38 protein-coding genes and 1 pseudogene are annotated in these 23,498 nt (G+C 68.8%); 6 read left to right on the top strand and 33 right to left on the bottom strand.

The genetic code is table 11. The features are described from left to right. Positions 1 to 122: 122 nt before the first annotated feature. The 22 genes from OTB19_RS32390 to OTB19_RS32285 form a co-directional block, all read right to left on the bottom strand. The gene (locus tag OTB19_RS32390) at positions 123 to 419 is read right to left on the bottom strand and encodes an HNH endonuclease signature motif containing protein (RefSeq protein WP_267802255.1); all 297 of its coding nucleotides are present in this window, start codon (positions 417 to 419) and stop codon (positions 123 to 125) included. 50 nt (positions 420 to 469) lie between these two features. Beyond that, positions 470 to 730 (bottom strand): hypothetical protein, encoded by a 261-nt coding sequence (locus tag OTB19_RS32385; RefSeq protein ID WP_267802254.1) that lies wholly within the window; start codon positions 728 to 730, stop codon positions 470 to 472. 115 nt (positions 731 to 845) lie between these two features. Beyond that, positions 846 to 1,025: a hypothetical protein gene (locus OTB19_RS32380; protein ID WP_267802253.1), complete on the bottom strand. Its 180-nt coding sequence runs from the start codon at positions 1,023 to 1,025 to the stop codon at positions 846 to 848. A gap of 14 nt (positions 1,026 to 1,039) precedes the next feature. Continuing rightward, positions 1,040 to 1,297, bottom strand: coding sequence for a hypothetical protein (locus OTB19_RS32375; protein WP_267802252.1), 258 nt, complete (start codon positions 1,295 to 1,297; stop codon positions 1,040 to 1,042). A 220-nt stretch (positions 1,298 to 1,517) separates the two neighbouring features. Further along, a complete protein-coding gene (locus tag OTB19_RS32370; protein WP_267802251.1) occupies positions 1,518 to 2,165 on the bottom strand; it encodes a hypothetical protein in 648 nt (215 codons plus the stop codon). 1 nt (position 2,166) lies between these two features. Next, positions 2,167 to 2,466 carry a hypothetical protein gene (locus tag OTB19_RS32365; RefSeq protein WP_267802250.1) on the bottom strand — a complete coding sequence of 100 codons (300 nt, stop codon included), beginning with the start codon at positions 2,464 to 2,466 and terminating at the stop codon, positions 2,167 to 2,169. A gap of 10 nt (positions 2,467 to 2,476) precedes the next feature. After that, complete coding sequence (locus OTB19_RS32360) at positions 2,477 to 2,641, bottom strand: hypothetical protein (protein ID WP_267802249.1); 165 nt, start codon at positions 2,639 to 2,641, stop codon at positions 2,477 to 2,479. Continuing rightward, positions 2,638 to 3,036: a helix-turn-helix domain-containing protein gene (locus OTB19_RS32355; RefSeq protein ID WP_267802248.1), complete on the bottom strand. Its 399-nt coding sequence runs from the start codon at positions 3,034 to 3,036 to the stop codon at positions 2,638 to 2,640. The genes OTB19_RS32360 and OTB19_RS32355 overlap by 4 nt, the downstream gene beginning before the upstream one ends. Next, on the bottom strand, positions 3,033 to 3,395 hold the full coding sequence (locus tag OTB19_RS32350; protein WP_267802247.1) for a DUF6907 domain-containing protein: 363 nt from the start codon (positions 3,393 to 3,395) through the stop codon (positions 3,033 to 3,035). Before OTB19_RS32350 ends, OTB19_RS32355 begins: the two co-directional genes overlap by 4 nt. Further along, a complete protein-coding gene (locus tag OTB19_RS32345) occupies positions 3,392 to 3,610 on the bottom strand; it encodes a hypothetical protein (protein WP_267802246.1) in 219 nt (72 codons plus the stop codon). The genes OTB19_RS32350 and OTB19_RS32345 overlap by 4 nt, the downstream gene beginning before the upstream one ends. Beyond that, positions 3,607 to 3,885, bottom strand: a complete 279-nt coding sequence (locus tag OTB19_RS32340) for a hypothetical protein (protein WP_267802245.1) — start codon at positions 3,883 to 3,885, stop codon at positions 3,607 to 3,609. The genes OTB19_RS32345 and OTB19_RS32340 overlap by 4 nt, the downstream gene beginning before the upstream one ends. Further along, positions 3,882 to 4,043: a hypothetical protein gene (locus OTB19_RS32335; RefSeq protein ID WP_267802244.1), complete on the bottom strand. Its 162-nt coding sequence runs from the start codon at positions 4,041 to 4,043 to the stop codon at positions 3,882 to 3,884. Before OTB19_RS32335 ends, OTB19_RS32340 begins: the two co-directional genes overlap by 4 nt. Before the next feature lie 108 nt (positions 4,044 to 4,151). Further along, positions 4,152 to 4,385, bottom strand: a complete 234-nt coding sequence (locus OTB19_RS32330; RefSeq protein WP_267802243.1) for a hypothetical protein — start codon at positions 4,383 to 4,385, stop codon at positions 4,152 to 4,154. A 50-nt stretch (positions 4,386 to 4,435) separates the two neighbouring features. Next, positions 4,436 to 5,095, bottom strand: coding sequence for a hypothetical protein (locus tag OTB19_RS32325; protein ID WP_267802242.1), 660 nt, complete (start codon positions 5,093 to 5,095; stop codon positions 4,436 to 4,438). Further along, positions 5,092 to 5,649: a hypothetical protein gene (locus tag OTB19_RS32320; RefSeq protein WP_267802241.1), complete on the bottom strand. Its 558-nt coding sequence runs from the start codon at positions 5,647 to 5,649 to the stop codon at positions 5,092 to 5,094. The genes OTB19_RS32325 and OTB19_RS32320 overlap by 4 nt, the downstream gene beginning before the upstream one ends. A gap of 15 nt (positions 5,650 to 5,664) precedes the next feature. Beyond that, entirely contained in the window at positions 5,665 to 7,269 is a 1,605-nt protein-coding gene (locus OTB19_RS32315) for a DEAD/DEAH box helicase (protein WP_267802240.1), read from the bottom strand. Positions 7,270 to 7,638: 369 nt separating this feature from the next. Then, complete coding sequence (locus tag OTB19_RS32310) at positions 7,639 to 10,317, bottom strand: bifunctional DNA primase/polymerase (RefSeq protein ID WP_267802239.1); 2,679 nt, start codon at positions 10,315 to 10,317, stop codon at positions 7,639 to 7,641. Then, positions 10,314 to 10,514 (bottom strand): hypothetical protein, encoded by a 201-nt coding sequence (locus tag OTB19_RS32305; RefSeq protein ID WP_267802238.1) that lies wholly within the window; start codon positions 10,512 to 10,514, stop codon positions 10,314 to 10,316. The genes OTB19_RS32310 and OTB19_RS32305 overlap by 4 nt, the downstream gene beginning before the upstream one ends. Then, the gene (locus OTB19_RS32300; protein ID WP_267802237.1) at positions 10,511 to 10,705 is read right to left on the bottom strand and encodes a hypothetical protein; all 195 of its coding nucleotides are present in this window, start codon (positions 10,703 to 10,705) and stop codon (positions 10,511 to 10,513) included. Before OTB19_RS32300 ends, OTB19_RS32305 begins: the two co-directional genes overlap by 4 nt. Next, a complete protein-coding gene (locus OTB19_RS32295) occupies positions 10,702 to 11,208 on the bottom strand; it encodes a hypothetical protein (protein WP_267802236.1) in 507 nt (168 codons plus the stop codon). The genes OTB19_RS32300 and OTB19_RS32295 overlap by 4 nt, the downstream gene beginning before the upstream one ends. Further along, entirely contained in the window at positions 11,205 to 11,564 is a 360-nt protein-coding gene (locus OTB19_RS32290; RefSeq protein WP_267802235.1) for a hypothetical protein, read from the bottom strand. Before OTB19_RS32290 ends, OTB19_RS32295 begins: the two co-directional genes overlap by 4 nt. A gap of 22 nt (positions 11,565 to 11,586) precedes the next feature. After that, entirely contained in the window at positions 11,587 to 11,847 is a 261-nt protein-coding gene (locus tag OTB19_RS32285; RefSeq protein WP_324290563.1) for a hypothetical protein, read from the bottom strand. A gap of 194 nt (positions 11,848 to 12,041) precedes the next feature. Between OTB19_RS32285 and OTB19_RS32280 the strand changes: the two genes are divergently transcribed. The 3 genes from OTB19_RS32280 (at position 12,042) to OTB19_RS32270 (ending at position 15,486) form a co-directional block, all read left to right on the top strand. Continuing rightward, entirely contained in the window at positions 12,042 to 12,788 is a 747-nt protein-coding gene (locus OTB19_RS32280; RefSeq protein ID WP_267802233.1) for a helix-turn-helix transcriptional regulator, read from the top strand. 137 nt (positions 12,789 to 12,925) lie between these two features. Then, positions 12,926 to 13,822, top strand: coding sequence for a helix-turn-helix domain-containing protein (locus OTB19_RS32275; RefSeq protein ID WP_267802232.1), 897 nt, complete (start codon positions 12,926 to 12,928; stop codon positions 13,820 to 13,822). Between the two features lie 80 nt (positions 13,823 to 13,902). Continuing rightward, positions 13,903 to 15,486: a site-specific integrase gene (locus OTB19_RS32270; RefSeq protein WP_267802231.1), complete on the top strand. Its 1,584-nt coding sequence runs from the start codon at positions 13,903 to 13,905 to the stop codon at positions 15,484 to 15,486. 420 nt (positions 15,487 to 15,906) lie between these two features. Here OTB19_RS32270 and OTB19_RS32265 read toward each other — a convergent pair whose 3' ends face one another. The 3 genes from OTB19_RS32265 to OTB19_RS32255 form a co-directional block, all read right to left on the bottom strand. Further along, positions 15,907 to 16,212, bottom strand: a complete 306-nt coding sequence (locus OTB19_RS32265) for a hypothetical protein (protein ID WP_267802230.1) — start codon at positions 16,210 to 16,212, stop codon at positions 15,907 to 15,909. 127 nt (positions 16,213 to 16,339) lie between these two features. Then, positions 16,340 to 16,501 (bottom strand): hypothetical protein, encoded by a 162-nt coding sequence (locus OTB19_RS32260; protein ID WP_267802229.1) that lies wholly within the window; start codon positions 16,499 to 16,501, stop codon positions 16,340 to 16,342. Beyond that, the gene (locus OTB19_RS32255) at positions 16,498 to 16,728 is read right to left on the bottom strand and encodes a hypothetical protein (RefSeq protein ID WP_267802228.1); all 231 of its coding nucleotides are present in this window, start codon (positions 16,726 to 16,728) and stop codon (positions 16,498 to 16,500) included. The genes OTB19_RS32260 and OTB19_RS32255 overlap by 4 nt, the downstream gene beginning before the upstream one ends. Before the next feature lie 195 nt (positions 16,729 to 16,923). Here OTB19_RS32255 and OTB19_RS32250 point away from each other — a divergent pair, with 195 nt between their 5' ends. Genes OTB19_RS32250 through OTB19_RS32240 form a run of 3 tightly spaced genes read left to right on the top strand, consistent with a single transcriptional unit; the run spans position 16,924 to position 18,563 of the window. Next, entirely contained in the window at positions 16,924 to 17,184 is a 261-nt protein-coding gene (locus tag OTB19_RS32250; protein ID WP_267802227.1) for a hypothetical protein, read from the top strand. Further along, positions 17,156 to 17,683 (top strand): DUF6879 family protein, encoded by a 528-nt coding sequence (locus tag OTB19_RS32245; protein WP_267802226.1) that lies wholly within the window; start codon positions 17,156 to 17,158, stop codon positions 17,681 to 17,683. Before OTB19_RS32250 ends, OTB19_RS32245 begins: the two co-directional genes overlap by 29 nt. A gap of 22 nt (positions 17,684 to 17,705) precedes the next feature. Further along, entirely contained in the window at positions 17,706 to 18,563 is an 858-nt protein-coding gene (locus tag OTB19_RS32240) for a helix-turn-helix domain-containing protein (RefSeq protein ID WP_267802225.1), read from the top strand. Between the two features lie 47 nt (positions 18,564 to 18,610). Here OTB19_RS32240 and OTB19_RS32235 read toward each other — a convergent pair whose 3' ends face one another. The 8 genes and pseudogenes from OTB19_RS32235 to OTB19_RS32205 all read right to left on the bottom strand — a co-directional run. Beyond that, positions 18,611 to 20,338 carry an SGNH/GDSL hydrolase family protein gene (locus OTB19_RS32235; protein WP_267802224.1) on the bottom strand — a complete coding sequence of 576 codons (1,728 nt, stop codon included), beginning with the start codon at positions 20,336 to 20,338 and terminating at the stop codon, positions 18,611 to 18,613. Beyond that, the gene (locus tag OTB19_RS32230; protein ID WP_267802223.1) at positions 20,317 to 20,664 is read right to left on the bottom strand and encodes a hypothetical protein; all 348 of its coding nucleotides are present in this window, start codon (positions 20,662 to 20,664) and stop codon (positions 20,317 to 20,319) included. Before OTB19_RS32230 ends, OTB19_RS32235 begins: the two co-directional genes overlap by 22 nt. Continuing rightward, on the bottom strand, positions 20,661 to 20,879 hold the full coding sequence (locus tag OTB19_RS43760; protein ID WP_420716961.1) for a DUF7620 family protein: 219 nt from the start codon (positions 20,877 to 20,879) through the stop codon (positions 20,661 to 20,663). Before OTB19_RS43760 ends, OTB19_RS32230 begins: the two co-directional genes overlap by 4 nt. Further along, on the bottom strand, positions 20,839 to 21,144 hold the full coding sequence (locus OTB19_RS32225; protein ID WP_267802222.1) for a hypothetical protein: 306 nt from the start codon (positions 21,142 to 21,144) through the stop codon (positions 20,839 to 20,841). Before OTB19_RS32225 ends, OTB19_RS43760 begins: the two co-directional genes overlap by 41 nt. Positions 21,145 to 21,177: 33 nt before the next feature. Next, entirely contained in the window at positions 21,178 to 21,585 is a 408-nt protein-coding gene (locus tag OTB19_RS32220; protein ID WP_267802221.1) for a hypothetical protein, read from the bottom strand. A gap of 2 nt (positions 21,586 to 21,587) precedes the next feature. Next, positions 21,588 to 22,541, bottom strand: a complete 954-nt coding sequence (locus OTB19_RS32215; RefSeq protein WP_267802220.1) for an N-acetylmuramoyl-L-alanine amidase — start codon at positions 22,539 to 22,541, stop codon at positions 21,588 to 21,590. A 64-nt stretch (positions 22,542 to 22,605) separates the two neighbouring features. Continuing rightward, complete coding sequence (locus tag OTB19_RS32210) at positions 22,606 to 23,088, bottom strand: hypothetical protein (RefSeq protein ID WP_267802219.1); 483 nt, start codon at positions 23,086 to 23,088, stop codon at positions 22,606 to 22,608. Between the two features lie 9 nt (positions 23,089 to 23,097). Continuing rightward, a pseudogene (locus OTB19_RS32205) lies at positions 23,098 to 23,498 on the bottom strand (hypothetical protein); the annotation flags it as partial.

Genomic DNA, 23,498 nt, shown 5'->3' with positions numbered 1-23,498 from the left:
GTCGTCACCTTGCGTGACGGCTGGGACCCTCTGAACCTGACGGACTGTCCCGCGCCCTCCCCCGCGTCTGGGCCCCCCGGGCCGGCCGGGGGTCACCCCCCTGGGTCGGTCACCGCGCGTGATCAGCGGCCCCACGTCTCCTCGGCCGTCTTGCGCGAGTGGTGCCGCTTGGACATGGCCTGCCAGTTCGTGGGGTCGAAGCCACGCGGCCCGAGCGGCCCGAGGCCGTCGATGTGGTCGACCTCGGTCGCCGCGTCGCGCTGCAGGGGAGGCAGCAGGGCGCAGGCCGGGCACTCGCAGTACGGATGATCTTCGAGGTAGCGCGCACTGTCTCTGCGCCATCGCGTGCCGCGGCCCGCGTCCTTGTGCGCCGGCCGGCTGGCCTCGGCCTCGGCCCTGCACCGGGGGCATCGACCCATGGGGGTCAGGGTCGGGCACCCGGGCGTCGGGCACACCTGCATGGCCTTCCTCATGCGCGGTAGGTGTGGGGGAAGCCGCCGCCCTCATACGCCATGCGGATCCTGCCGCACATTTGATCGATGGCCCCCTGCAGCCGCTTGGCAGACGCAAGGCAGGTGCTGTCGTGGTCCTTGCCCAGCGTCAGGAACCCGGGGCCGCAGCACGGCATGCCGAGGATGTGCCGCTGAGGGAAGCGTGCGTACAGGTATGTGGCGCGCGTGCGGTGGACGTGTCGCAGTGCGCGGTCACGATTCGGGTAGCCGGCGTGCATCACAGCTCCTTGGGCATGGCGAAGGCCCCGACGGTGGTGCTGTGGTCGGGGCCTTGCGGGTCCTGTCCGGGCACGCCGGACGTGCCCTCACTGTTACACCCGTTGGGGGTGTGGGTCAAGCTGCTTGACTCACTGCGCGGGCCTGGAGTTCGTGCAGGTCGACCAGTGTGCGGCCGGCCTTGTCGTGGCCGTGGTGGGTGAGGTGGCCGCGGTGGAGCCAGACGCGGATCGTGCCGGGTCGGACTCCGGTCATGGCTTGGGCGGCGTAGAGGTCGACGAGGAGCGGCTCAGGCATGGCCCCAGTGTGGCTCAGGGCCGCAGCCCGAAGGTGCGGCAGTGGGCTTCGATCCGGCTCTGGATCTCATCAAGCCGATCGCGTCCGCTCTCTTCCAGGCGGATGCTCATCTCGTCCGCCTCCTCATCGGTGTACTGGCCCGTGGCCACTTCTTCTTCGAGGCTCTCGCGGAGTGAGTCATGGGCCTTGTTCGCCCGACGGTATTCGTCTCTGAGCTCCTCCAACTTCACCTTCTCCGGCGGCTCCTCGCCCGTCTCCAGGTCGTTCGTCATTGCGGCTCCTACTGCTGACGGGCGCCTGATATGCACCCCCTGCTGTCCATCCTGGTCGATCGCTGTCGGGGGCGGAAGGTCGCATGCTCTCAGTGGGTGTGGGGCTGGCCCCACCAGCCGCAGACCTCGCAGTACACGGTGGTGTGGTCGATGCGCAGCTTGTGGATGAGGGCGTGGATGTGGTGTCGCATGGGCTTGTCCTGGTGGTCTACGGCCCGGTCTACGGGCGGTCTACAGCCTCTCCCGGAGGGCGCTGACCTGCGTCTACATCTCCGGAAGGGGCAAGGGGGGTCTGGCAGGGGAGTAGAGCTTCGACGTCGGCAACCTTGATGCCGGAGCGCCCGGTGACGTCGCCGATGCGGAGGCTCTTGTGGATGGGGATCTCGCAGTGGTTCAGGAGCGCGCGGAGGCGGGCGTCGTCGAGGTGCTCGCCGGCGGGGTTGGACTGGAGGGTGTCGTACAGCTCGCGGAGGTGGATGCCGGGCCGGTCGCCGATCAGGTCGAGGAGCGCGTCGAGGAACTCGGTCCGCATGTCTGCCGGGTCGGGCGGCACGGGGCGTCCGGCGCGCCATGCGGCGACCGTCAGGGCGAGGGATGCGGCGGGGCCGACGAGGGGCAGCGACGGCAGTGCTTGGCCGGCGGCGCCGAGCGCCCAGGCGGTGGCGCCGTAGCGGAGGGCGAGGCTGGCGAAGGTGTCACCGGCGAGACGGCGGCCGAGGTCTCGGGCGAGGTCTCGGCCGCCGTCGCTGAGTTGCTGAGCGTGGTCGGCCCGACGGTGGAACCAGCACGGGCAGTTCGGCCCGGGCGCCTCACGGAGCGACGCGAGGTCGTCCGTGAGGTCGAGGGTGTCGTCCTCGGGCCCGATCACGTCAGGCGTTGCCGACGAACGTGGCGAGCATGCCGCCGACGCTGCCGAAGAGTCCGCCGATGGCGGTGCCGACCTGGGTGCCGGACAGGGACAGCCCGAGGCCGATGCAGACGAATCCGGGGAGGAGGTGGAGCTTCTTGGTGTCCTTGCCGTGCTTGTGCATCTGCCAGGCCCAGAAGCCGAGGACGATGATCAGGAGGACGGAGATGGGGACGGATCCGCCCTGCCCCATGGGTGCTGCGGGCGCGGCCATGGTGTGGTTGCCGGCGGTGTCGATGGCGGCGAGCAGGTTGTTCTTCACGGTGGGTCCTTCAGTACGAGAGGGCGACGATGGCCGCGATGAGGGCGAGCGCGCCGAGGAGGGCTTTGGACAGGAGCCGGCGGGCGCTGCTGCCGGCGGGGAGGATCCGCAGGAGCAGCAGGGCGGCGGGCAGCGCGAGGAACGACCAGTAGCCGAGGCCGTGGTAGGTGATCACGGTTGGCCACCCTGTGGCTCATCGGCCGACGCGGTGGCGCAGGGGTAGTACTCGGCGAATGCGCCGGCCAGGTGCGCCAGTGCGCCAGACGCGGCGCGCAGCTCGGCGCACCAGCGCTGGGCTGTCGCATCGTCGGCCAGCGTGTACGCCGGCCGGGCCTCGACCGCCGCCTGAACTGCGGCGCACAGCTGGCTCATCACCGCTTCGGTGTGCGCCACCTGCTGCGCCAGACGCTGCGCCACCGTGCCGGCCGGCGCATCTTCCTGGCTCAGGTCGCGGCGCACGGTGTCCTTCGAGACGCCGAGCTGTGCGGCGATCTGCCGGTTGGATGCGCCGCCCTTCGCGAGCCGGCGCACGGTGGCGCGCCGGTCGGCTACTTCTGTCGGGCTGGTCACCGGTCACCCCCGGCGAGGAGGTCGGCGAGCTCGTCGGCGAGGGTCCGCAGGTGCACGGCGTGAACGGTGAGCGCGGCGGCCAGGCGCCGGAGGCCGGCCGGGTCGAGGGTGCGGGCGAAGCCGGTCTGCTCGACGTGCAGCCCGAGGGTGCGGCTGGAGTGCTCGGCGAAGGGGGCCTGGGTGAGCATGGCGAGGAGCAGGGTCTCCTCGTCATAGCGGAACTCGTGCTCGGGGCCGGTGTGGTCGATGTCGGCCAGGTACTGCGGGGCCGGGTCGTGGCTGGCACACCAGGCCGGGCAGGTGATCGTGACCGGGCCGTGGTCGATGGTCTGCACCGTGACCGTGCGGACCCCGCTCATCGGCCGGCCTCGGCGTCGAGGGCGCCGAGCAGGTCGCGGAGCGCGATCTCCAGGGTGACGGCGGCGGTGAGCATGGCGCGGTCGTCGTAGATATTCGCGGCCTGCTGCTCGGCGAGGATCTCGCGGGCCCGGTCGAGGGCGATGTCGAGCGGGGGGATCCACCGGCCATTGTCGCCATCGGGGCTGCGCAGCGGGTCGTGTACGGCGGTGGTCATGCGGTCACCCCCTGGGCGACGAGGCGCAGCTGGGCGGCGTACTCGTCGCGGGTGGTACCGGGGCGGACGGCGGGGGCGTGCGCGAGGATCTCGCGCTCGGTGGCGCCGCTGTCCTGGGGGGTGCGGTGGTGCCACGTGTCGGCGTAGCGGCGGGCGAGGTCGAGGCGGTCGCCGGCGGTCATCGGCTCCTGCGGGTCGACGACGATCAAGGTGTCAGCCATGCAGTGGAGCAGGGTGCGGCACAGCTCGCTGGGGGCGTTGGTGACGTTGGTCATCGGGCACCACCGGTCGTGGTGATGCTGCCGGTGACGCCGGCCGCGGTGGCACGCACGGTGAGGGTGCGGCCGTCGAGGCGGCGGATGGTTCCGACGGCGATCAGACGCCGTCCGGGGGTGGGGGCGTGCTCGTGCGCACGCGCCGTAAGATTCGGCATAGCCGAGTCCTCCTGGTTAGGTCAGGAAGTACTGGGTCAGGGGGTCGGGCGACGCGCGCGCCTTCCGGGTGTTCCACCACCTGGAAGAGCTGTCGTCCGGCCCCCGCTCTATTTGGTTGTGTTGGGGCCGGCTGAGCCGGGCCCGTTCTTCTTGATCGCCTTGTCGACGGCGGTCCAACTGCGCCCGAGCGCGCGGGCTACTTCGGCCACGGACCCGAGTTCGTCGACGCCGTCGAGCAGGGCTTGTGCTCTGCGTTTGGCGGCTTGCGATACCTGGAGTTGAAGCTGTTCCACCAGCTCTTCCTCTTGCTGTACGCGATCCCGCCAGGGTTTCGCTTCCATCCCCTGGAGCGTATCCAACCCTAGGGTTAGATGGCAAGCCCCTGTGTGGGTCAACTTGCCTTGTTCGAGGCCATGTTCGCCTCCTTCTCGTCGTGCTCGATCCAGGTCTTCAGGCCGGGCCATGTGGCCGGCGGGTACGTGCATCCGCACCAGTCGCACGTGACCACCTTCGCGCCCGGGCGGTGCCGCAGTACCGCCCCGCAGATCATCCCGCTGACGTCCACGGCCGGGCACGTCCCGAGGCGCATGCCGCAGTCGTCGCGGTCGCCTGGATCGACGATCGAGGCGATGTCGCGGTCGAGGTCCCGGATCTCCTCCGCGAAGAGACCCGCGTTCGGCCAGGACACGGAGATCCACGGCATGTGACCGACCAGCTCGCGCACCGCGGCCGAGAGCCGAGTCGGTACCGCGCCGACCGGGTTGGCCGCCCGCATACCCCGGGCGGCCCGTACCGCGGCGACCCAGTCCTCGACCACTCCGACGATGCCGCCGGGGCCTCGCAGGCTGAGTACAGGTTCGGACACCGGCAGCGGCGCTGACACGGCGACCGAGCGGCGCCCACCCTGGCCGCCGTTCCCCGGGGTGAGGAACGGCAGCAGGTCGTTGTACCGGCCCGGCAGACCGTGCAGCCGGCCCACCGTCGTGGCCGTACAGCTACGGCACAGGTACCCGCCCTCAGCGTCGCCCTCGCACACGCAGCAGGCTGTCATGCCGCGAGCCCTTCCACGTCGGGCCACTGGCATCCGTCGAGGCCGCGGCGCTGGTCGTCGGGGAGTACGGCCAGGGGCTGGCCGAGGTGGTGCAGGCCCATGGCGCAGAGGATGTAGGCGTCGGCCTGGTCGTAGCGGCCGGGGCCGTCGCAGTCGATCCCGTACAGCGTGCGGACCGCGTCGCGGACGGCGGCCTTGGAGCCGGAGCCCTTGCCGGTGGCGTACAGGGCTCGGCAGGACGGCGGGACGAGCGCGTAGGGGATGCCGCGGCGCCAGCAGGCGTGGCGGACCATGACCCGCAGGCCGGCAAGGTCCTCGTGCCGGTGAGCGACTCCGGACCCGAAGGACGGCCCTTCGATCACGACAAGGTCGGCGGCCTTGATGAAGGAGGCGACCTCGTCGACGATGTGCGCGAGTCGCGGGTGTCCTCGGAGGTTCTTCGGGCGGATGTAGTCGACCCAGCCCTCCCCGGCCACCCCTGTGCAGGTGAGGCTGAGATCCAATCCGACGACCAGGGGCCTGCGGGCCGGGCTCGTCTCGGTTGTGCTGCTCATTGCGGACCCTTCTTCTCAGGCGGCGAGAGCTGACTGGCGGCCCAGCAGCAGCGTGACGCGGTGGATGGCTTGCAGGTCTGAGACATCGCCGGCCGTGGCGCCCGGCGGTACCTGGATCCGGTAGTGGCGGCACCAGCCGCGCTGCCTGCTGCTCGGCGGTGCGGACCGCCAGGAGGCCGACCGCTGGAAGAACGAGGCGGGGACGAGCTTGCGGGCGTGCGCCTCGGTCCAGCGCATGGCGACGTCGAGGGAGGCGTCCGGGTCCTGCTGCGGGGCCTTCACGCCCTCGGTGGCCGTCCACCGCCGGATACGGAACAGGCCGGGCTCGGAGCCTCGGACGAGGAACAGGAAGACGTCGTCCTTCAGCGGTACGAACCAGGTCCCGCGTTCGGTCTGCAGCCAGCGAATCGGCGAGCTGTGGAAGAGGTCGACGTCCTCCCACTGCACCCCGCCCAGGGCGGCCGCGGCGGCTTCCTCGGCGGCGTCCACCGCTTCGGTCAGGTACTGGTCCTCCTCGGCGCTGGCGGCCTCCTTGCCGGTGAGGTCGACGATCGAGGCGAGCTTGTGTCGGGTGGAGGCGCCCATGACGTCGAGGAGCAGCGCGTCCTTCTTGCCCTCCCACAGGCGGAGCGCGCGGCCGGCCATCTGGCAGTACAGGCCTGCGGACTTGGTGGGGCGGGCGATGACCGCGCAGGACGTCCACGGCGCGTCGAAGCCTTCGGTGAGCACCATGCAGTTGGTGAGGACTTGGACCTCGCCGGTCTTGTACCAGCCGAGGGCGGTCTGGCGGGCCTCGCGGCTCATGTCGCCCCAGATGGTGGCGGCCGGGATGCCGATGTCGTTCAGGGCGTCGGCCATGGACTGGGCTGTGGCGACCGTGGGCGTGAAGACGACGCCCTGTCGGTCGGAGGCGAACTGCCGGTAGGCGTCGGCGACGACATCGGCGGCGCCGGAGTCTTCGAGGGCCTGGGCGAGTTGGCCGTCCTGGAGGTCGCCGGCGCGGGTCTTGACCTTGTCGAGGTTGAGGCCGTCGACGACGACGCGCTTGCCGCGGACGTTGACGAGGTAGCCGTCTCGGATCATGTCGAGGATGTCGAGGGTGAAGACGACGTCCTGCCAGACGTCGGAGAGTCCGCCGTCGGTGCGCGTCATGGTGGCGGTGAAGCCGGCGGTCGGCACACCGCGCCAGGCGCCGAAGTGTTCGAGGACGGTCATGTAGGTCTTGGCCGCGGCGTGGTGGCACTCGTCGATGACGATCATGCCGATGTCGTGGATGGCGTTGCGCCGGCGCTTGACGGCGAGGGTCTGGATGCTGGCGACGATGACGTCGGCGTCCTGGTGCTCGTCGCGCTCAGCCTTGACGATGCCGACCCGCAGCTCGGGGGCAACGGCACGGATCTTGTCGGCTGCCTGCTGGATCAGCTCCTCGCGGTGCGCGATGACCAGCGTGCGGCCGGCGCGGCCGGTCTGGGTGGCGAGGATCAGGTTGGCGAAGACGACGGTCTTGCCTGCGCCGGTGGGGAGGACCACCGCGAGCCGGTTGTTCGGGCCCTGCCAGCCGGCGGCGAGGGCTTGGATGGCTGCGGTCTGGTAGGGGCGGGGGGCGAAGCTGCCGTTCATGGCGACCACCTCGTCATCGGATGCAGGGACTTTGCAGGGACTGCAGGAACCCGCAGGAAGGTGTGCAGGAACCGGGGGAGCGCATCAGGTGTGCTCTGACCTCGGGTTTTGCAGGAACGCAGGGACTTGCAGGAAGAAAGCTGTATGCCTTCATGTCGGGGAGCTTGAGGAACGCCGTGTTGCATGCGTTGAGATGTGTGTTGCGTGATGTGTTTGTGTGGCGCGCGCTATAGGGGAGATAGGGGGTTGTTCCGGCAAGTCCCTGCCTCCCTGCAAATTCCCAGCTCGGAGGCTGTGCAGGAACCCGCGCGGGTTCCTGCACAGGTCCCTGCCAGGTCCCTGCGGTTCCTGCCGTGACGGCCTTGGAAGTCACTGCAGGGCCGGCTGGAGGGCGCGCCCGTGCACGTCGACGCGGTACGTGTTCTGGCAGCGGTGGGAGTCGTAGATCAGCTTGATCTTGCGGTCCCCGAAGTACCTTCCGTCCCTGGCCTTCAGCCAGTTGCCCAGCACCTTGGCCGTGGGCGCCTCGCCGGTCTTGGCGTAGCGGGGGACGTGCTCGGACAGGCTGGTGAGGGCCGTCCCGGCCGTCACGACGTTGTCTTCGAGCTTCTCGCTCCAGGCGATGAGGAACGCCGCCCACTCCTGCGTCTCGTCGTCCTGCTGGATCGCGTCGTCCCGGTCGCTCATCCACCCCGTGACGCCGAGGTGGCCGAGCAGGCCGGCGACGATCGTGGCCCATTCCGAGTAGTCGCCCTTGCGGGTGCGGATCGTTGGGGCGCCGGCTGCGACCCAGGAGCGGACCATGGTGACGAGGGCGGCCACCACGGTGGAGGCGTTGGCGCGCAGCCACGGCCGGAGGTCGCCGACGCGGAAACCGTCCCGCTGGTCGGGGTCGGGGCAGTTGGGGTCGAGCCGTACCCACATGGCCCGACGGAGGTTGTCGCCGCCGGTCCGCAGGCCGTTGCCCGTGACGATCCACAACCGGTTGTTCGGCATCGTCACGGACGCCGTGGAGCCGAGGACGCGGTCGCCCCAGTGCTCCGCGGTCAGGAGACTCGACAGGACCGGCGACTTGATGATGTGGCCGTTCGGCAGGTTGTCGAGGACGACGACCGGCTGCCCGGTGGTGTAGAGCTGCGTGGTGATGCTCTTGCGCAGCTCGGTGTCGTTCTCTGGCCACGCGGTCTCGCTGATGCCGAAGCAGGCCTTGAAGATGTCCTTCAGGAGGCTCTTGCCGCTGCCTGGGGCGGTGGCGGAGACGATGAACATCGGGGTGGGTCCGTGGAAGTACGGGCGCAGGATCGGGGTGAGGAGCGCGCCGATGAAGTGCGCCCGGTCGGACGGTTGCGCCCACGGGAAGTCGGCCAGCATCTGACCGAAGATGATCTCCTTTGCCTTCTCCAGGCTGGCCTCGGATACGTGTGGCTGGAGCCGGCGCAGCGGGACCCGCGGTTGGAGGTACAGGCCGGTGGCCGTGTCGTAGCCCGGGGCCTGCAGCAGGGTTCCGTCGAGCCGGATGACGGGGGACGTGACGATGCCGCGCAGCGGAGGGAGTGGCCAGTCCTTCCGTCCCAGGACGGTGCCGCAGGTCTTCGGCATGAGGAGCTCGCGGACTTCCTTGGTGCCTTCGGTCAGCGGGTCGGTGACGACCTGGTAGGTGGTGACGTGGTCGGCCAGGTAGGCGCGCAGGTTGTCGTTTCCCAACTGCTGCGTGAGCGGGTTGCCGTTGTCGTCCTGGTGGACCCAGCACGGCCCGCCGGAGCGCTTGTACAGGTCGGGGAGCTGCCCGCCGGCCATGATGGCGAGGAGGCCGTCCACGGCGTCCGCCTCGTTGGTGATGTCCAGCTCGGGCCGTGCGGGGTGGACGACGTGTAGTTCGGGCCCGGTCTCGAAGTCGGGCTCGATCTCCTCGGCGGTAGCGGGGTGCAGCGCCGAGGAGCCGTCGTTGAACGGGGCCCCGCCCTGCGCCGGTACGGAGCTCAGCCGGCGCCGGGGCGCCTCGGATCCGTAGCCGCGCCGTCGGAGCTCGGCAGCGGCCTGCTTGAAGTTGTCGCTGCTGGTGCCGCCGTAGTTGAGGAGGGTGTACGCGGCGAACTTGTCGTAGGGGACCTCCGCCTCGAAGACGGTGGAGGTGGTGAAGACGTACAGCCGGTCCCGGTCGGCGGCGTGGCCGGTGGTGGCGGAGATTCCCTTGGTCTTGCCTTTGCGCCGCAAGTAGGTGGTGTTGCCTCGGGTGAAGAGGGCATCGAACTCGTTGCCGATGATTTCGGTCCAGCCGACCTTGTTCTCGAAGTCGTCGCCTGGCCGCACGTGACCAGCCGGAAGTTCGCGGCGGGGCCGCGGCGCGGTCTTCGCTTTCTCTTCGGTAGGCATCGCGTCGTGTGCGCGGCACAAGGCGTACAAGGCGTCAAGGTCTTCGGGCTCGACGGTGGCCATGGTGGACGGGCCGCCCGAGAGGCGTGTGTACGGCCGTCCGCTCGGGTGCGTCGAGCCGTGCGACGGCGCGGCGACCATGAAGCCGCCCTCGCCACGAGTCTCAGCCAAGACCCTCACGATCTTCGTGTTGGGCTTCTCGGCGACGCGCTGCCGTTCTTCGGGCGTGTACTCATCTACACGAGCCAGGCGTCGAGCGAGCTTGACGTTCCCGGCGGCAGGCCGGCCGCTGACCATGACCACGTAGTGAACGCCGCCAGAGGGCGTCTCGTCCGCCCAGCCGGTCGTGACGGCCTTCCAGAGGTCGCCGAGCCCGCTGTTCAGTGCGAGTTCGGCGACTCCCTCGAGGACGCCTTCTCTTACCGCCAGGCCCTCGAACTCGATGAGTTCGATATTCCCGGATACGGCACCGGTCACGATGCCGATGCCAGTGCGGCGCCCCCCAGCGAACCACTGATCGTGCTCTTCCGGAGTGGATCGGTTGACCTTGTACGCCATCCAGGAGCGGACGTCCGGGGCCTTGCTGCCGTCGGTCCTGACCGGGAGGACGCACAGGCCAGCATCGTGCATCTCGCGGGCGTGAGCCCGGAGGTCTGGGGTCTGTGCGTCGCTCACGAACGGGGCTCCTGGGGTGCGCAGCGGGCTGGGTGATCAGTGCGGATGTCGGCCACGAAGGCGCTGACGTCGTCGACGCCGTGCACGGGACCTTCGGTGGTGTTGCAGGTGGTGCACTCGTAGCGGGCGCGGATCCCGACCATGTCGATGAACAGCACGCTCACCACGACGCGGGATCGGGCGGTGGAGGCGCTCATGCCGCCTCCTTGATCGCCGCCTGCTGGAAGATCCCCCGCAGCCGGACACGCTGGGCGTCGGTGAGCTCCGGCGCGGCGGCGACGTTGGCGTCGATCCGCGCCCAGTAGGCGGCGTTCTGTACGGGGTCCGGGTGCCGGACCGGCCGGCCGAGGTTGCCCTCGGCCGACGCGGTCGTGGTGGTGCCGGTCATCCGGCGGACGCCTCGGCGGCGGTCACGAGCGCCTCAACGTTGTCCAGGTGCGTGCGCAGCTCGGCGATCCGGACCCGGGCCGCAGCGGGGGTGAGGTCCAGGTCCAGGAGGCCCACGACGGTCGTGCCCCTGAAGTCGGTCAGACCCGCGGGCAGAACCGGGTGCCCGAAGTGATCGGGGGTGGGGGCCTCGATGAACTTCGAGTAGTGCTCGGAGTGGTCGCCCGTCTCGACGCACCAGGCGTGGACCGTGCACGGCTCCTTGGGGTCCCGCGCCGCCTGGATGATGTCCTGGACCTGGGCGAGGATCTCGGTGGCGTCGCCGGTTTCCCAGATGTGGCTGGCGAGCAGGTCGAGGAACGCGACGTAGTTCTCGTCCTGCCCGACCTTCATCTCCTGGATCTGCACGAGAACGCGGAGACTGCCTGCGGTGAGCGGGGGCTGGCCGGCCCGGCGGCAGGCCTTCATGGAGGCCGCGGTCATGTCGGAGGGAAAGGTGTTCACGCGGGCACCCCCTCGATCAGGGGGCTGACCTCGACCGCGAACGGCGTCGGCAGCGGGGTCATGTCGAGCTTGTACGCCTGGGCGATCAGGTAGCGGGTGAAGAAGTCCGCCTCGAACTCGCCGAGGTTCGGGGAGAGCATGATGTTGATGCTCTGGCTGCGGACGATCACGCACCCGAAGAAGTTCGGATCGACCAGTTCCTTGGAGGTGATGACCTTGACGTTCAGCTCGGTGATCAGCTGGTCGAGGGCGGTCTCGAAGACGTGGTCGAGAGTGGGGCTACTGGCGGGTCGGGCGGCGCGGAGCTGGCCGATTCCGACGTTGGCGCCTTGCGGCTGGTCTGAGATGATGGACATGAGCGTGTTCCTTCTTCTGCTGTCAGGCGGCGGAGGTGTGGCGCTCGACCGATGCCGTTGCAGTTACCGCTGCAGCGGCATCGCTGTTTTCGGGTGAAACAGAAAGCGCGCGAAGCAGGACGGCGCGGCTCACCCGGTAGGTGCGGCCGACCCGCATGAGAGGGATCGGGTACTCACCAGCCTTGGCGAGTTGAAACCCCTTCGTCCTGCCCAGGAGCAGGGCGCGGTTTGCTGTATCCAGGTCGATGACCACGGGGAGGGCAAGCAACTCGTTGAGCTGCATGCCCCGGGGGGCTCGTTCAACGGGGGCGTCTGTCATGGCGTCCATTCCGGTCTATGCCGTTGTGTTCCGATGAGTGCCGTTGATGGGTCAGTCTGTTCTGTTCTTGAGATTGCCAGTACGAAACGAGCTGACTCACACAAAGTACACCGCCGGCTTGGGGTGTCAAGCGGTTTCGTTCTTGCTATGTTCAGTACGTGACGAACTATGACGCTGAAGATCAAGGTGTCCGCGAGATCCTCCAACGAGAGGAGGAGCTGGAGAGCTGGGTGGACGATGGGGATGGCGCTGAGGTCGCCCCTGATGACTCGCCCATGTCGTTCGTGGACAGCGAGTCCCTGGCCAGCCACAACCTCAAGATCATTCGGCGCCACCTCGGGGTGTCGCAGCAGCAGATCGCGGAGAGGCTTCCGGAAGTCTCGGGTGGAACTGTGAGGCTGGCCCAGACTCAGATCGCGAAGATCGAGCGAGGGGAGCGGCCGTGGCGCGTGAACGAGATGTTCGCGATCGCCGCAGCGCTTGGCGTGAGTTGGAGTGAGCTATTCCAAGGCGGAGTGCGGGAAGGCGAGACCGAGGAGGAGCGGGACCGTCTGTTGATGCTCGGTGCGAGGCTGAAGTATCAGCAGGCGCAGGCCAAGGTCGATGAGTTGCGGAGGGGTCTCGAGGCCGCCAAGGCGGAGGCTGCGCAAGCGGGACGGGCGATGGTGCGAACTTCCGTCGAGTTGGAGATCGCCGATCCTGACGTCCTGCACTTCCTCTCGATGAGCCACGCCTCTCGTCGGCATCTGGCTGAGGACGAGGAGCGCGTCAGGGAGCTGTGGAGGAGCGAGGAGTTCGATGTGGTTGAGCGCATCCGCGAATCTGAGGAGCAAGCCAAGATCGAGTGGCAGCGACTGGTGGCTGATCTGAAGGTCGAGCGGCAGCGTGATGACGCGGTCGAGTAGCGCCGGCGAGTCTTACGCGTTTACATGGTGCAGCTTGGTTGTGATCTGACGACACAACAACACCTCCGGTTGCTCCGCTGTCATGCAGACTGCCGGCCTGTCTTGCTACGTGTCAAGTGCTGTCGTATTGTGCTGCCATGACACAGCAGCCTTGGTCCGAGCTCGTCGCGCAGCACGTGGCGAAGCAGCTGCGCAGGCACAGGGAGCTGCGCGGCTTGAGCGCGCAAGAGCTCGCCGATAGGTGCGCATCCCTGGGTATGCCGATTCAACGATCAGTCATTGCGAACTTTGAGAACGGTCGGAGGTCGTCAATCGGTGTAGCCGAGGTGCTCGTGTTCGCCGCAGCTCTCAAGATGCCACCCATGTGGCTGATCACTGGGGCGGGTTATGAAGAATCCATGGAGTACCTGCCCGGCGAGCGAGCTGATCCGTATGCGTGCGCCGCGTGGTTCTATGGGACGCAGGCGCCTGATAAGGAAGTGGGTGAGTATGAGGAGAATCCCATGCCCTACTTCGACGACTTGAACTTCGATGTAGATTCCCTGATCCATGCCCTGGAAAAGGTTAAGGAGATCGAGGCTAGAGTTGTCGGCGAGGAGCCTAGGATGGCGGAGCTCCGCGAACGCATGATTCAGCTAGAGCGCGATTTCGAGAAACATGCGGACCTAAGTGATGCGGCGGTCTCGGCGATCCATCAGCGCATCGATCAGGGCAGTAGCAGCGATGCCCCGGAGCTCTCTGAGGCCATCAAGGAGAGTCGTGAAGCAATTAAGCGCCTGACGGTACTCCGGGAAGAAATCAAGAGGATTTCCGAGGAGCAATCGGAGAATGACGCCTCGTTTGAACTTGAGGCCTATAAGGGTTATGTCGCGGAGGCGGAAACCCATGTCCGTGAATCCATCGCGGCAATTCGTGACCGAGGATGGCTTTTGCCTGTGCTTCCCGAGGCGGTCAGGTATCTCGCCCAGGCGGACGAGCGGCGAGTCAAGCGGGTTGGCCGATCGCGGCCCCCTGCGGGTTCTCAGTCCCCGTAGCGTGTATGTAAGTCGCGACCGAGGCGCCCGAAAAGGGATACGCAACGGACCTCGGGAGAGCTGAAAGAGAGCAGGTGTGGATGTCTGGGTCTCGACGCGCTGGAGGCATCACCAAGCGCTGTGAATGCCGCGGAATCGACGGCAAGCTGCTGGGTAAGGCCTGCTCGCAGCTTGCGAAGAAGAGCCACGGCGCGCTGTCGCTCCGCCAAGAGCTGCCGCTTGACGCAGATGGCAAGCGCCGGCCCTTCCGGCGCACCGGCTACACGCAGCTCAAGGACGCCCAGGCCGACCTCGACAAGCTGCGCGGCATTCTCGACCTGCCCGGCGACGACGAGGACGCCCAGCGACGCATCGGCGACCTCCTGCAGAACGTGATGCGCGACCGGCTGGAGATTCCCGACCCTGTCGAGGTGTCCCGCAAGATCGGCGTCGGTGTGCCCCTCGACGGCGCCATGACCATCACGGACTGGCTCGACACATGGGTCGCCTCCAAGAAGACCCGCACCACCACGACGACGGGCTACCGCAGCCACATCCGCGTCCACCTCAAGCCCGGGCTTGGCCACTACCGCCTCGACCGGCTCAACGTCGGCCACTGCCAAGAGTTCTTCGACGCCATCGACGACGCCAACGAGGTCGTCGCCGCAGAGAACCAGGCCCGCCGCGAGCAGGAGCTCCGGGCCAAGTGGGGCAAGGACTCCCGCCCGCCGGCTGCCGAGGCCGCGCGCCTGGCTGTCGAGCGCGAGAGGCTCGCGGCGATGAAACCGTACCGGCGCATCACGGGGCCGGCCACGAAGCAGCGGATTCGCGGCACGCTCCGCACTGCCCTCAACGGGGCGATCCGGCGCCAGCTCATCACGTTCAACCCGGCGTCCTGGGTGGAACTCGACTCGGGCCGGCGCCCCAAGGCTGTGCTGTGGACCGACCAGCACGTCGAGCACTGGCGGCGGACCGGTGCGAAGCCGAGCCCCGTCATGGTCTGGACGCCGACACAGATCGGCGCCTTCCTCGACGAGGCGGAGAGCGACCGCCTGTATGCGTTCTTTCACCTGACGGCGTTCCGCGGCTTGCGCCGCGGCGAAGGCGTCGGCCAGGACTGGGTGAACGTCGACCTGGACGGCCATGCCATCACCATCGCCAAGGAGATCGTCCTCAACGGCTGGACGCCCGTCGAGTCCGTCCTCAAGACGGACGGGTCCGCGGCCACCATCGCCCTCGACTCCATGAACGTTGCCACGCTTCGGGAGCACCGTGCCCGGCAGCAGGTGGAGCGGGACGCCTGGAACGCAGAGGCGGAGCGGCAGCGCGAGGCCGGCAAGGATGTCCCGGCGTGGGCGGACACCGGCAAGGTGTTCGTCGCCAAGGACGGTACGTGGCTGCACCCGGAGCAGGTGTCCATCGCGTTCCGCCGCATCTACAAGCAGGCCGACCTCCCGCCGATCAACCTCCGGGACCTCCGGCACTGCGCGGCCACCCTGATCCACGCCGGCGGTGGCGACTTGCACGCCATCAAGGAGACGCTGCGGCACTCCACGATCCGGCTCGCCTCCGACACGTACACGAGCCTGCTCCAGGAGGTCGACCTGGAGATCGCAGAGAAGGCGGCCAAGCTTGTCCCCAGGGCCCGCAAGTCGAAGGATGACGCTGCCCCCGAAGGGGCTTGAGCGGTACAATCCAAGGAGTGGTCGGGGCCCTCGTCATCGCAGGTGACGGGGGCCTTTCTGCTGGCCCGCTGCTGGCCCGAACGCTCCGGAAGTAGGCGAAACGAGGCGGCATGAACCGTCACGGGAGGGTTCGGCGAGGGCACCCCGAAGGGTCTCTCACCTGCACTCAACGGAAGGATGCGGCACGGAACGACATGAGGCGGAATCAGGCAGTACGGGCCTGCTGAAGACTCCAAAACCGTAGGCTGCAGGTTCAAGTCCTGCCGCCCCTGCACGTCCGCACGGAGGGGGCATCCCCGCTGTGCTGGGAAAAGGCGAGAGCCCCGCCGGGAGTCCGGCGGGGCTCTGCTGCTTGGATCATGTGCTGCTGGCCCCTTGCTGGCCCGAGACGCCACCCAACTCAGGTCAGGGACGCGACGCCTACACGGGCGGCTTGCCCGGCGTCGGTGTGGGCTTCGGGTTGGGGAGCGGCGGGCCGGGGTCCGGCGGCATCGTCGGCGGGCCGGGTGCCTTGTGCTTGCCCATGTCCACCTTGGCCCGTGTCAGGCCGCGGATTCCGAGCGGCGGGAACAGATCGATACGCGCGGGGTATCCGGCCTCCGCGCAGTTCAGGCACAGCAGGTCTCGGACACCTTGTCCGACGCGGGCCGCTTCGACCGGCTGCTTCCAGCAGGCCTCGCAGGTGGTCACGTCGGTGGCGGTCGCCACGAACTCGGTAGTGATCACACGTTCTCCGATCAGGGTGGGACCCGCCCCGGCCGCCCGACAGGGGGCGACAGGGCGACGCGGGGCGGGGATCAACGGGCGCCGAGGACGACCTCGGCGGGGACGAGCCGTCGTGCGCGCTCGGCGCTCACCGCGGCTGCTTGTCCGTGATGGGCCGGCAGGACGGGTCCCGGACGTCGTGCGCCCAACTCGACGGCCGGGCGCCGGACATCGAGTCCCGGGGGATCTCGTGACCGCCCGCCTGGATCACGCGGTCACAGCGGAAGCAGATCCTGCCGACGGCGCTCACGCCCGCTCCAGCTTGTCGGGCGCCGCAGTGAACTCCCGGCCGTCGGCGGCCCGGATGTAGGCGGTCCGCGTGTACTTTGCGCGCCCGGACACCTTGCCCGCCGACTCCCGGACCACGGCCCGGAGCTGGCCGGTGCGGTCCGTCTGCGGGTCGCGGACCTGCTTGAACAGCAGCGGATGATCGACGTGGCCGAACGCACCGTCAGGTCTGTGCTCGCGGACCTCCATGTCCGCCTCCCTACCGTCGTCAGCGGGTGATACCTCAGAGCGTGACGATCGGCTGTGCATGAACGCTACGAATGTGCACCGATGTTCGCGACAGGTCATCATCCGAGGTGAAGGCCTGAATGCGCCCTTGACGACGACCCTCGAACGCAGCACCGTGCTGTACATCCGTGCACACCGGAAGCGCTGGAGGCCGCAATGAACTTACGGTTCATCGGTATCGACCCCGACACGGGGACCGCCGAGAGTCCGACCGTCTGGGTGGATGAGGAGACACGCGAACTCGTGATCCAGGGATGGAAGCCAGGTCCGGAGCTGGAGGCGTGGTGCGCCGCGTTCCAGGTAGCCGGCCACGCCCAAGGCATCCCGCCGAACGAAGCCGTCATCCGAGTCCCGGCCCGCATGGCGTCGTTGCTGAGGGAGGCCTGCGATGCCGCAGAACGTACCGACGTTTCCTGAGCTCTTCGAGGCGACGATCCACACGGCCGTCCACCTGGAGATGCGCGACAGCTACGGCGTGGCCTCGGAAGCGGGAGACTTCTCGACCTGGCGGGCGACCGGCAAGAGGGACATGGACCCGAGCTCGCCGTACTGGCGGCCGTGGATCGAGCTCGTCGAACGCACGGTTCAGCGGGGCGTGACCGTCCAACGGGCGCGCATCATCTCCATGCCGGCCAGCGACTACATTCGCTACGAGCACGAGGCGGCCGGCATCAACGTCGCGGCCGGCGAGGAAGTCCGCTGGCTGCCCCGCCGCGAGGCATCCGACATCCCACTGCCGGGCAATGACTTCTGGCTGTTCGACGATCGCCTGATCCGGTGGAACCACTTCACCGGCGAGGGCGCGTCCGCACCGGGAGAGGTCAGCGAGGACCCGTCCGCGGCCCTGCTGTGCGCGGAGGCGTTCCGGAAGGTGTGGGCCAGAGCCTGCCCCCACGAGTCGTTCAAGATCTACTAGCCGAAGGCGTACAGGCCAGCTCATGCCCGCTTCCCCGTCCTCGTCCGCGCAGGCCGCGCGTCAACGCGTAGCCGACCGGCTGCGCGCCTTGCGAGCCGACGCGGGCATCACCGGGAGCGAGCTGGCCCGGCGCTGCGGTTGGACACACTCGAAGTCCTCCCGCATCGAGAACGGGCGGACGCCACCGTCACCGGACGACATCCGCCGCTGGTGCGCGGCCTGCGGCGCGACGGCCGAAACGGCTGACCTCCTCGCGCAGTCCCGCAACGCCGAGACCATGTACAACGAGTGGCGCCACCAAGTGCAGGGCGGCTTGAAGCGGCTGCAGGAATCATGGGTGCAGTTCTTCCAGGAGACCCGCCTGTTCCGGATCTACTCCTCCACTCTCGTCCCCGGTCTGCTGCAGACCGAGGGGTACGCGGCCGGCCTCCTCGATGTCGTCGCACGCTTCCGTGAGGTCCCCGGCGGCGGGCTGGAAGCAGCCCGGGCTCGCGTCAGCCGGTCCCAGGTTATTCACGACCCGGGAAGGCGCGCAGTCCTGATCGTCGAGGAGGCGGCCTTGCACTACCGAATGGGAGACGCGGAAGCGATGGCCGCCCAGCTCGGCTACCTGCTGACGGCCGGCGCACTACCCGGCGTGTCCCTCGGCGTGATCCCTTCAACCACGAAAGCCCGGGCTGTATGGCCAGTGGAGACGTTTCACGTGTACGACGACAAGCTCGTTTCAGTGGAACTCCTTTCGGCCCAGGTCAAGATCACACAACCCTCGGAGATCACTCAGTACCTGAAGGCGTTCGAGCAGCTGCGTTCATCAGCCGTGTACGGCGCGGAGGCCCGGGCCTTGGTCCTCAAGGCCATCAACGCGCTCGACGGCCCCTGAACGCATGAAAGGGCCCCCTCCACCCGGAGGTGGAAGGGGCAGGTGTCTCAGGCGGGCATGAGTTCGCGGATTGCGGCGGTGATCCGGCGGGCGAGGTAGGCGTGGCCGGCGTCGGTGGGGTGGATGGCGTCCGTGCCGATGTAGCCGTCCGCGTTCCCGCTGCCGGTGGTGGCGCCCGCCCGGCCGGTGCCCGTGATCCATGCCCCGTGCGTGGCGACCAGAGTCCCCGAGGCGTTGTAGATGGCTCCGGTGATGGGGCTGATGAACGGATACCCGGCGGCGGCTGCCGCCGTCCTGAGGGTGGCGTCCGTGTTCGTGAGCGAGGCTCCGGGACTGCCGGTCGGCGACCAGCAGCCGAGGACGTACACCTCGCAGGCGGGTAGGCCGGCTCTGATCGTGGCGTACAGGGATGCCGCGGCAGTGGCGATGCTGCCCTGGCTGCCGCCGCTGTCGTTGTAGCCGGCCCAGACGATGAGCCGCGTCGGGTTCCAGGCGATGACGTCCGCCGCGACGCGGGTTGCGAGGGTGGCGTAGGAGCCGACGGTGATGTAGCCGGTGCCGCCGCGGGCCTCGTCCCACGCGTCGTTGGAGCCCAGGAGCCGGGCGGCTCGCTGGAACCAGGTGCCTGCCCCACCGCCGGTGTTCATGGCGGAGCCGTCGGAGAGGCTGTCGCCAAACACCAGGGATCGGCCGCCGATTGCGACGGTGGACCAGATGCTGGCGCCGGGCGGGAGGAAGACTCCGCCGAAGGGCACCGTGTAGAAGTCGAGGCGGATGACCCGCGGTATGGCGGAGCCGAGGTCGAAAGACATCAGGTGGGTGCTGCCGGCGGTGGTGCCGCCGACGGGCTGCATCGTCTCGGTAACTTTGCGGCCGTCGATGCTCAGCCGGTACGTCCCGGCGATCTGGTAGTTGAACCTCAGCTGGAACTTGTCCGCGTCCGTCCCGAACTCGACCGACCAGACGGCTTGTGAGCTGGTCAGGTTGCCGCGGGTGTTGGGGTAGCGGGAGGTCGGCAGCACGTACCCGGAGTCGGGGGTGCCGGTGCCAACCTGGACTCCTCCGGCGTTGAGGATGGTGAACGGGCCGGTGACGTCGCTGCCGGCGAGCGTCACCCCGGCCGGGGCGTACTTGATGTACGCGGCGGTCGGGGTACCGGTCTGGGCGGTGCCGATGGTCGGCGCGGCGCCGGCGTACAGGCCGTCTGCGACGACCGGGTCGGGGAGGTCCCTGCGGCGCCAGGCGGTGGCGACCGGCCCGGCCGGGCCCGTCGCGCCGGTGGCCCCGGCCGGTCCGGGAACACCCTGAACGCCTTGCGCGCCGGTGGCACCAGTTGCTCCCGTCGCGCCGGGGGTTCCGGGGATGCCCTGTGCGCCGGTGGCCCCGGTCTCGCCCTGCGGTCCCGGCGGTCCCTCGACGGGCAGGTATCCGACGGCCCCGGGGTCGGCGGCGACCAGCTTGGTGATGGCGATGGGCTGGCCGTCGCCGGCGGGGAGGAGGAAGTGCCAGACCCGAACCTTGGTCCCGGTCGTGTGTTCCTCGTACCGCCACAGCCGGCCGGTGGTCGGCTCGACGTCCTCGGCGTCCGTGGTGACGAGCTCGGCGGACCAGGCGCCCGCGATGTACGGGACCTGTACCCCGCCGGACGCGAGGACTTGGTCCCCGTCCTGGTCGATCCAGCGGGCAGGGTAAGGGGCGAGGACGGCGTAGCCCTCGGCGGTCTGACCGGCGATGGGGCTGGTGACCTGGCCGGTCACGGTGCGGGTGGTGGGCACTGCTCCTCCTGCACGGGTCGGTCAGCACGCTGGGCGAGGATCACCAGGCGCGTGCGCTGGATCATCAGGACGGAGATCGCGAGGAGGACCGTGGTGCGCAGGCTGCGGAGCACGATCGCGGCGCAGCCGGTGGGCCAGATGGTGACGAGGACGGTGTACAGGCACAGTCCGCCGATGGCCGCGGCGACGAGCATCACGTTGCGGCCGACGTCAGAGCGCCACCACGGAGCGCGCAGGGCGTAGACGAGCGCGAACACCCCGCAGCACAGGGCGGCGATCGAGGAGCCGATCACGTTCACCCACTGATCCGGGCTCAACTGCATCATGTTGCGCCTCCTCGCAGGGCCGCGGCGATTCTCTCCGCGAAGTGATTCTCGATCCGGGCTGCTCGCAGGACCCGAGCAGCAGCCTCCACCTCCGGCCGGCGGTCCTCGGCCTCCTTGCGAGCACACTGCGCCCGGTCCAGGGCCCCGGCCGCGGCCCGCTGCCCAGCGGTGGGCTTACCCCTGCACCCGATCGTGAGCCTCAGCCATCGGAGCATCGTCCACCTCCCTCGGATGGGGAAGAGAGGCCAGAACGTGACTCGCGGTTCGTGACAGTTCGAGCAGTTCACCGTTGTGCTCGCGCTCCGCTTGCCGGGCCGCCTCGGATACCCCGTGGGCTTCGCGCCAGGTGTCGCGCTCCTGCCGCATGTCGAGCAGGGTGGCGCGGGGTACGAGGCGGCCGGTGAGTATGAGGAGCACGACGAGGACGAGGAGGCCGGATACGCCGAGGTCGGCCGGGGTGAAGCCGAAAATGTCGCCCATGGTGCCCCCTCCTTGGGTTGGATCGGGCAAGGGTCAGGCGTCCCGGTACTCCACCGCGACCGGCCGGGAAGAGATGACCTCGCCGCGGATGACGCTTTTCCCTTCCAGCGCTGTCTCGTGGATCGGTGGGGTGATCTGAGTCCGCTCGTAGAGCGCCAGCAGGGCTGCGATGGAGGCCATCACGTAGGCCTGCATGTCCGCGCTCCAGTGCAGGCCGAGGCCGACGAACAGGGCCATCACCGCCTGCGCGAGCTGGACGAGCGCGCCTGCCCACGCACCGTTGCGGGCCATGAGCGCGAGGATGAGGCCGACGGCGGCCGCGGCTACGACGTTGATCGTGGTCTGGATGCCGGGGGAGACGTTGAACTGGTAGCCGAGGAGCTTCACCATGGCGGCGACGAAGCCGAGGATCAGTGCGGGTTCTCTGCCGAGGATCTTCATGTTCAGGCTCCCGATGTGTTGTCGGCGACGGTGACGTTGACGTGGACCACCGCGTCGGCGATGGCCTGCTGCACGGCGGCGATCAGGGCGTCGGTGTCGACGTCGTCGGCCCCGTCCCCCACCGCCTTGGCGAGCGCCGCGACCGCGCCCTGAAGCGCGGCGACCTGCGTGTTGAGCGTGTTGAGCAGCCCCCACGCGTCGACCTTGCCGTTGCCCTTGTAAGCCCAGCCGCCATACGTGGCCACATAGCTGAGCTGCTCCGCTTGCTGCGGGGTGAGAGACACGTCGTCCTCCTCGGACGTCGGGGGTGTGGTGCCGGAGACGATCTGCCGGGCGTACTGCACGACGAGATCCATGCGCATCGCGCCCGGGTCACCGTGGTCGTTGCCGTCCGGGACGTGCATGTGACCGCAGTGGCCCTTGAAGTCGGCCCACTCGTCGAGGGCCATGCGCGCCTTGCTGTTGCCATAGCTCCCCGGGTAGGCGAGGAACGGCCGCGAGGTCAGCGTGAGCGGGACACCGTGCTCGGTGTGCAGCCAGGCGATGTACTCCGCGTAGGCGCGGAGCAGCCAGTCCGGGGCGTCGGGCCAGTAGATGTAGTCCACGCCGGCGCGGAGCTTGCCCCAACTCGTGCGGCGGGCGGGGTCGCAGGACCCGACCAGCTCGACCTGGTGGCAGTTGTTCCGGTTGGTACGGACAGTGGTGTCGGGGTTGTCGACGAGCGCGCGGGCGCTCATATCGGCAGGAAAGTGCGCGTAGACCTTGATCCGCTTGTTCGGGATGTCGGGCAGGATCGTCACGTTCGGGGCGCTGACGCCCCCGTCGTAGTCGGGGAGGGACGTCCCCTCCGTGGTGTGGGTGACGCAGCAGTTGATCTCCTGCATCAGGCCCGGGTAGCGGCCGTCGTACCGGTAGACGGTGGACGCCCCGGGGTAGAACTGCGCGCCGGTCGACATGGAAGCCTCCAGGGCATGAGAAAAGCCCCGGCCGACGGCGCGGGGCGTGGGGTAGGGGCGCGGGTCAGACGGGCTTGTACGCGAGGCTGATCGACAGGTTGTCGGTGTTGCCCCAGGCGAACGGCCTGGACGCGTTCCACTCGCCGGCGGTCGAGCCTGTCGATGAGGTGGGAGACAGGGCCATGGCGAACGCGTCGCCGGACAGGACGCGCGCGGCCCCCGGGTAGTAGGCGCCGCCGGGATCGAGGGCCACGGCGGTGCCGAGGTACGACATGCCGGCGGCGCCCAGCGAGGCCGCGGCGAACGGCAGCGCGAACCTGAACTGACCGCCGCCGAACGTGGTGGTGCTGCCGGCCACCAGCGAGATCCTCACGCGGCAGATCCCTCCGGATAGCGCGTACTCCCCTTCCAGAGTTCCGTTGCCCAGGGAGACGGCCGCGCCGGTCGAGGATGTCCAGGTGGGTGTGTACGGCGTCCAGATCCCGGAGATCAGGTTGAGGCGGGCCGCCGTGGTCCGCATGCTGGCCAGCCATCCGGTGTACGCCATGGGGTCTCCTCAGTAGCTGATGATCGGGGCCTGGTCGAGGCGCACGTCCGCGCCCGAGGCCTGTGATTTGACGATCCCGTTGATGGAGCGCGTCACGGTGAACGTCTGCGGGCTGCTCGCGCCGCTGATCGCGGTCACGCGCATGACCTCGCCGTCGACCTCGATGTCCACCGGCAGGTCACTGCCCGCAGTGGTCCACAGCGGCGCGCCCACGGTCGCGACCGACAGGGACGTCGCGGTCGAGTTGACGCCTGCGGCGAGGGTCGAGCCGTCGGTGTCGACCCGGCCGGTGACGGGGTCGTCGACGACGGACACCGTCCATGGGCCGGCCGGGCTGCAGTTGAGGGTGATGGTCCAGAACCTGGACGGTGGTTTGCGGGTCTCGGTGTAGCCCTCGACGATCAGGTCGA

The organism is Streptomyces sp. H27-H5, from assembly GCF_026627505.1.
Classification (GTDB): Bacteria; Actinomycetota; Actinomycetes; order Streptomycetales; family Streptomycetaceae; genus Streptomyces.
Note: the sequence above shows the minus strand (reverse complement) of the source record. Positions and strands in the feature narration are given on the sequence as shown.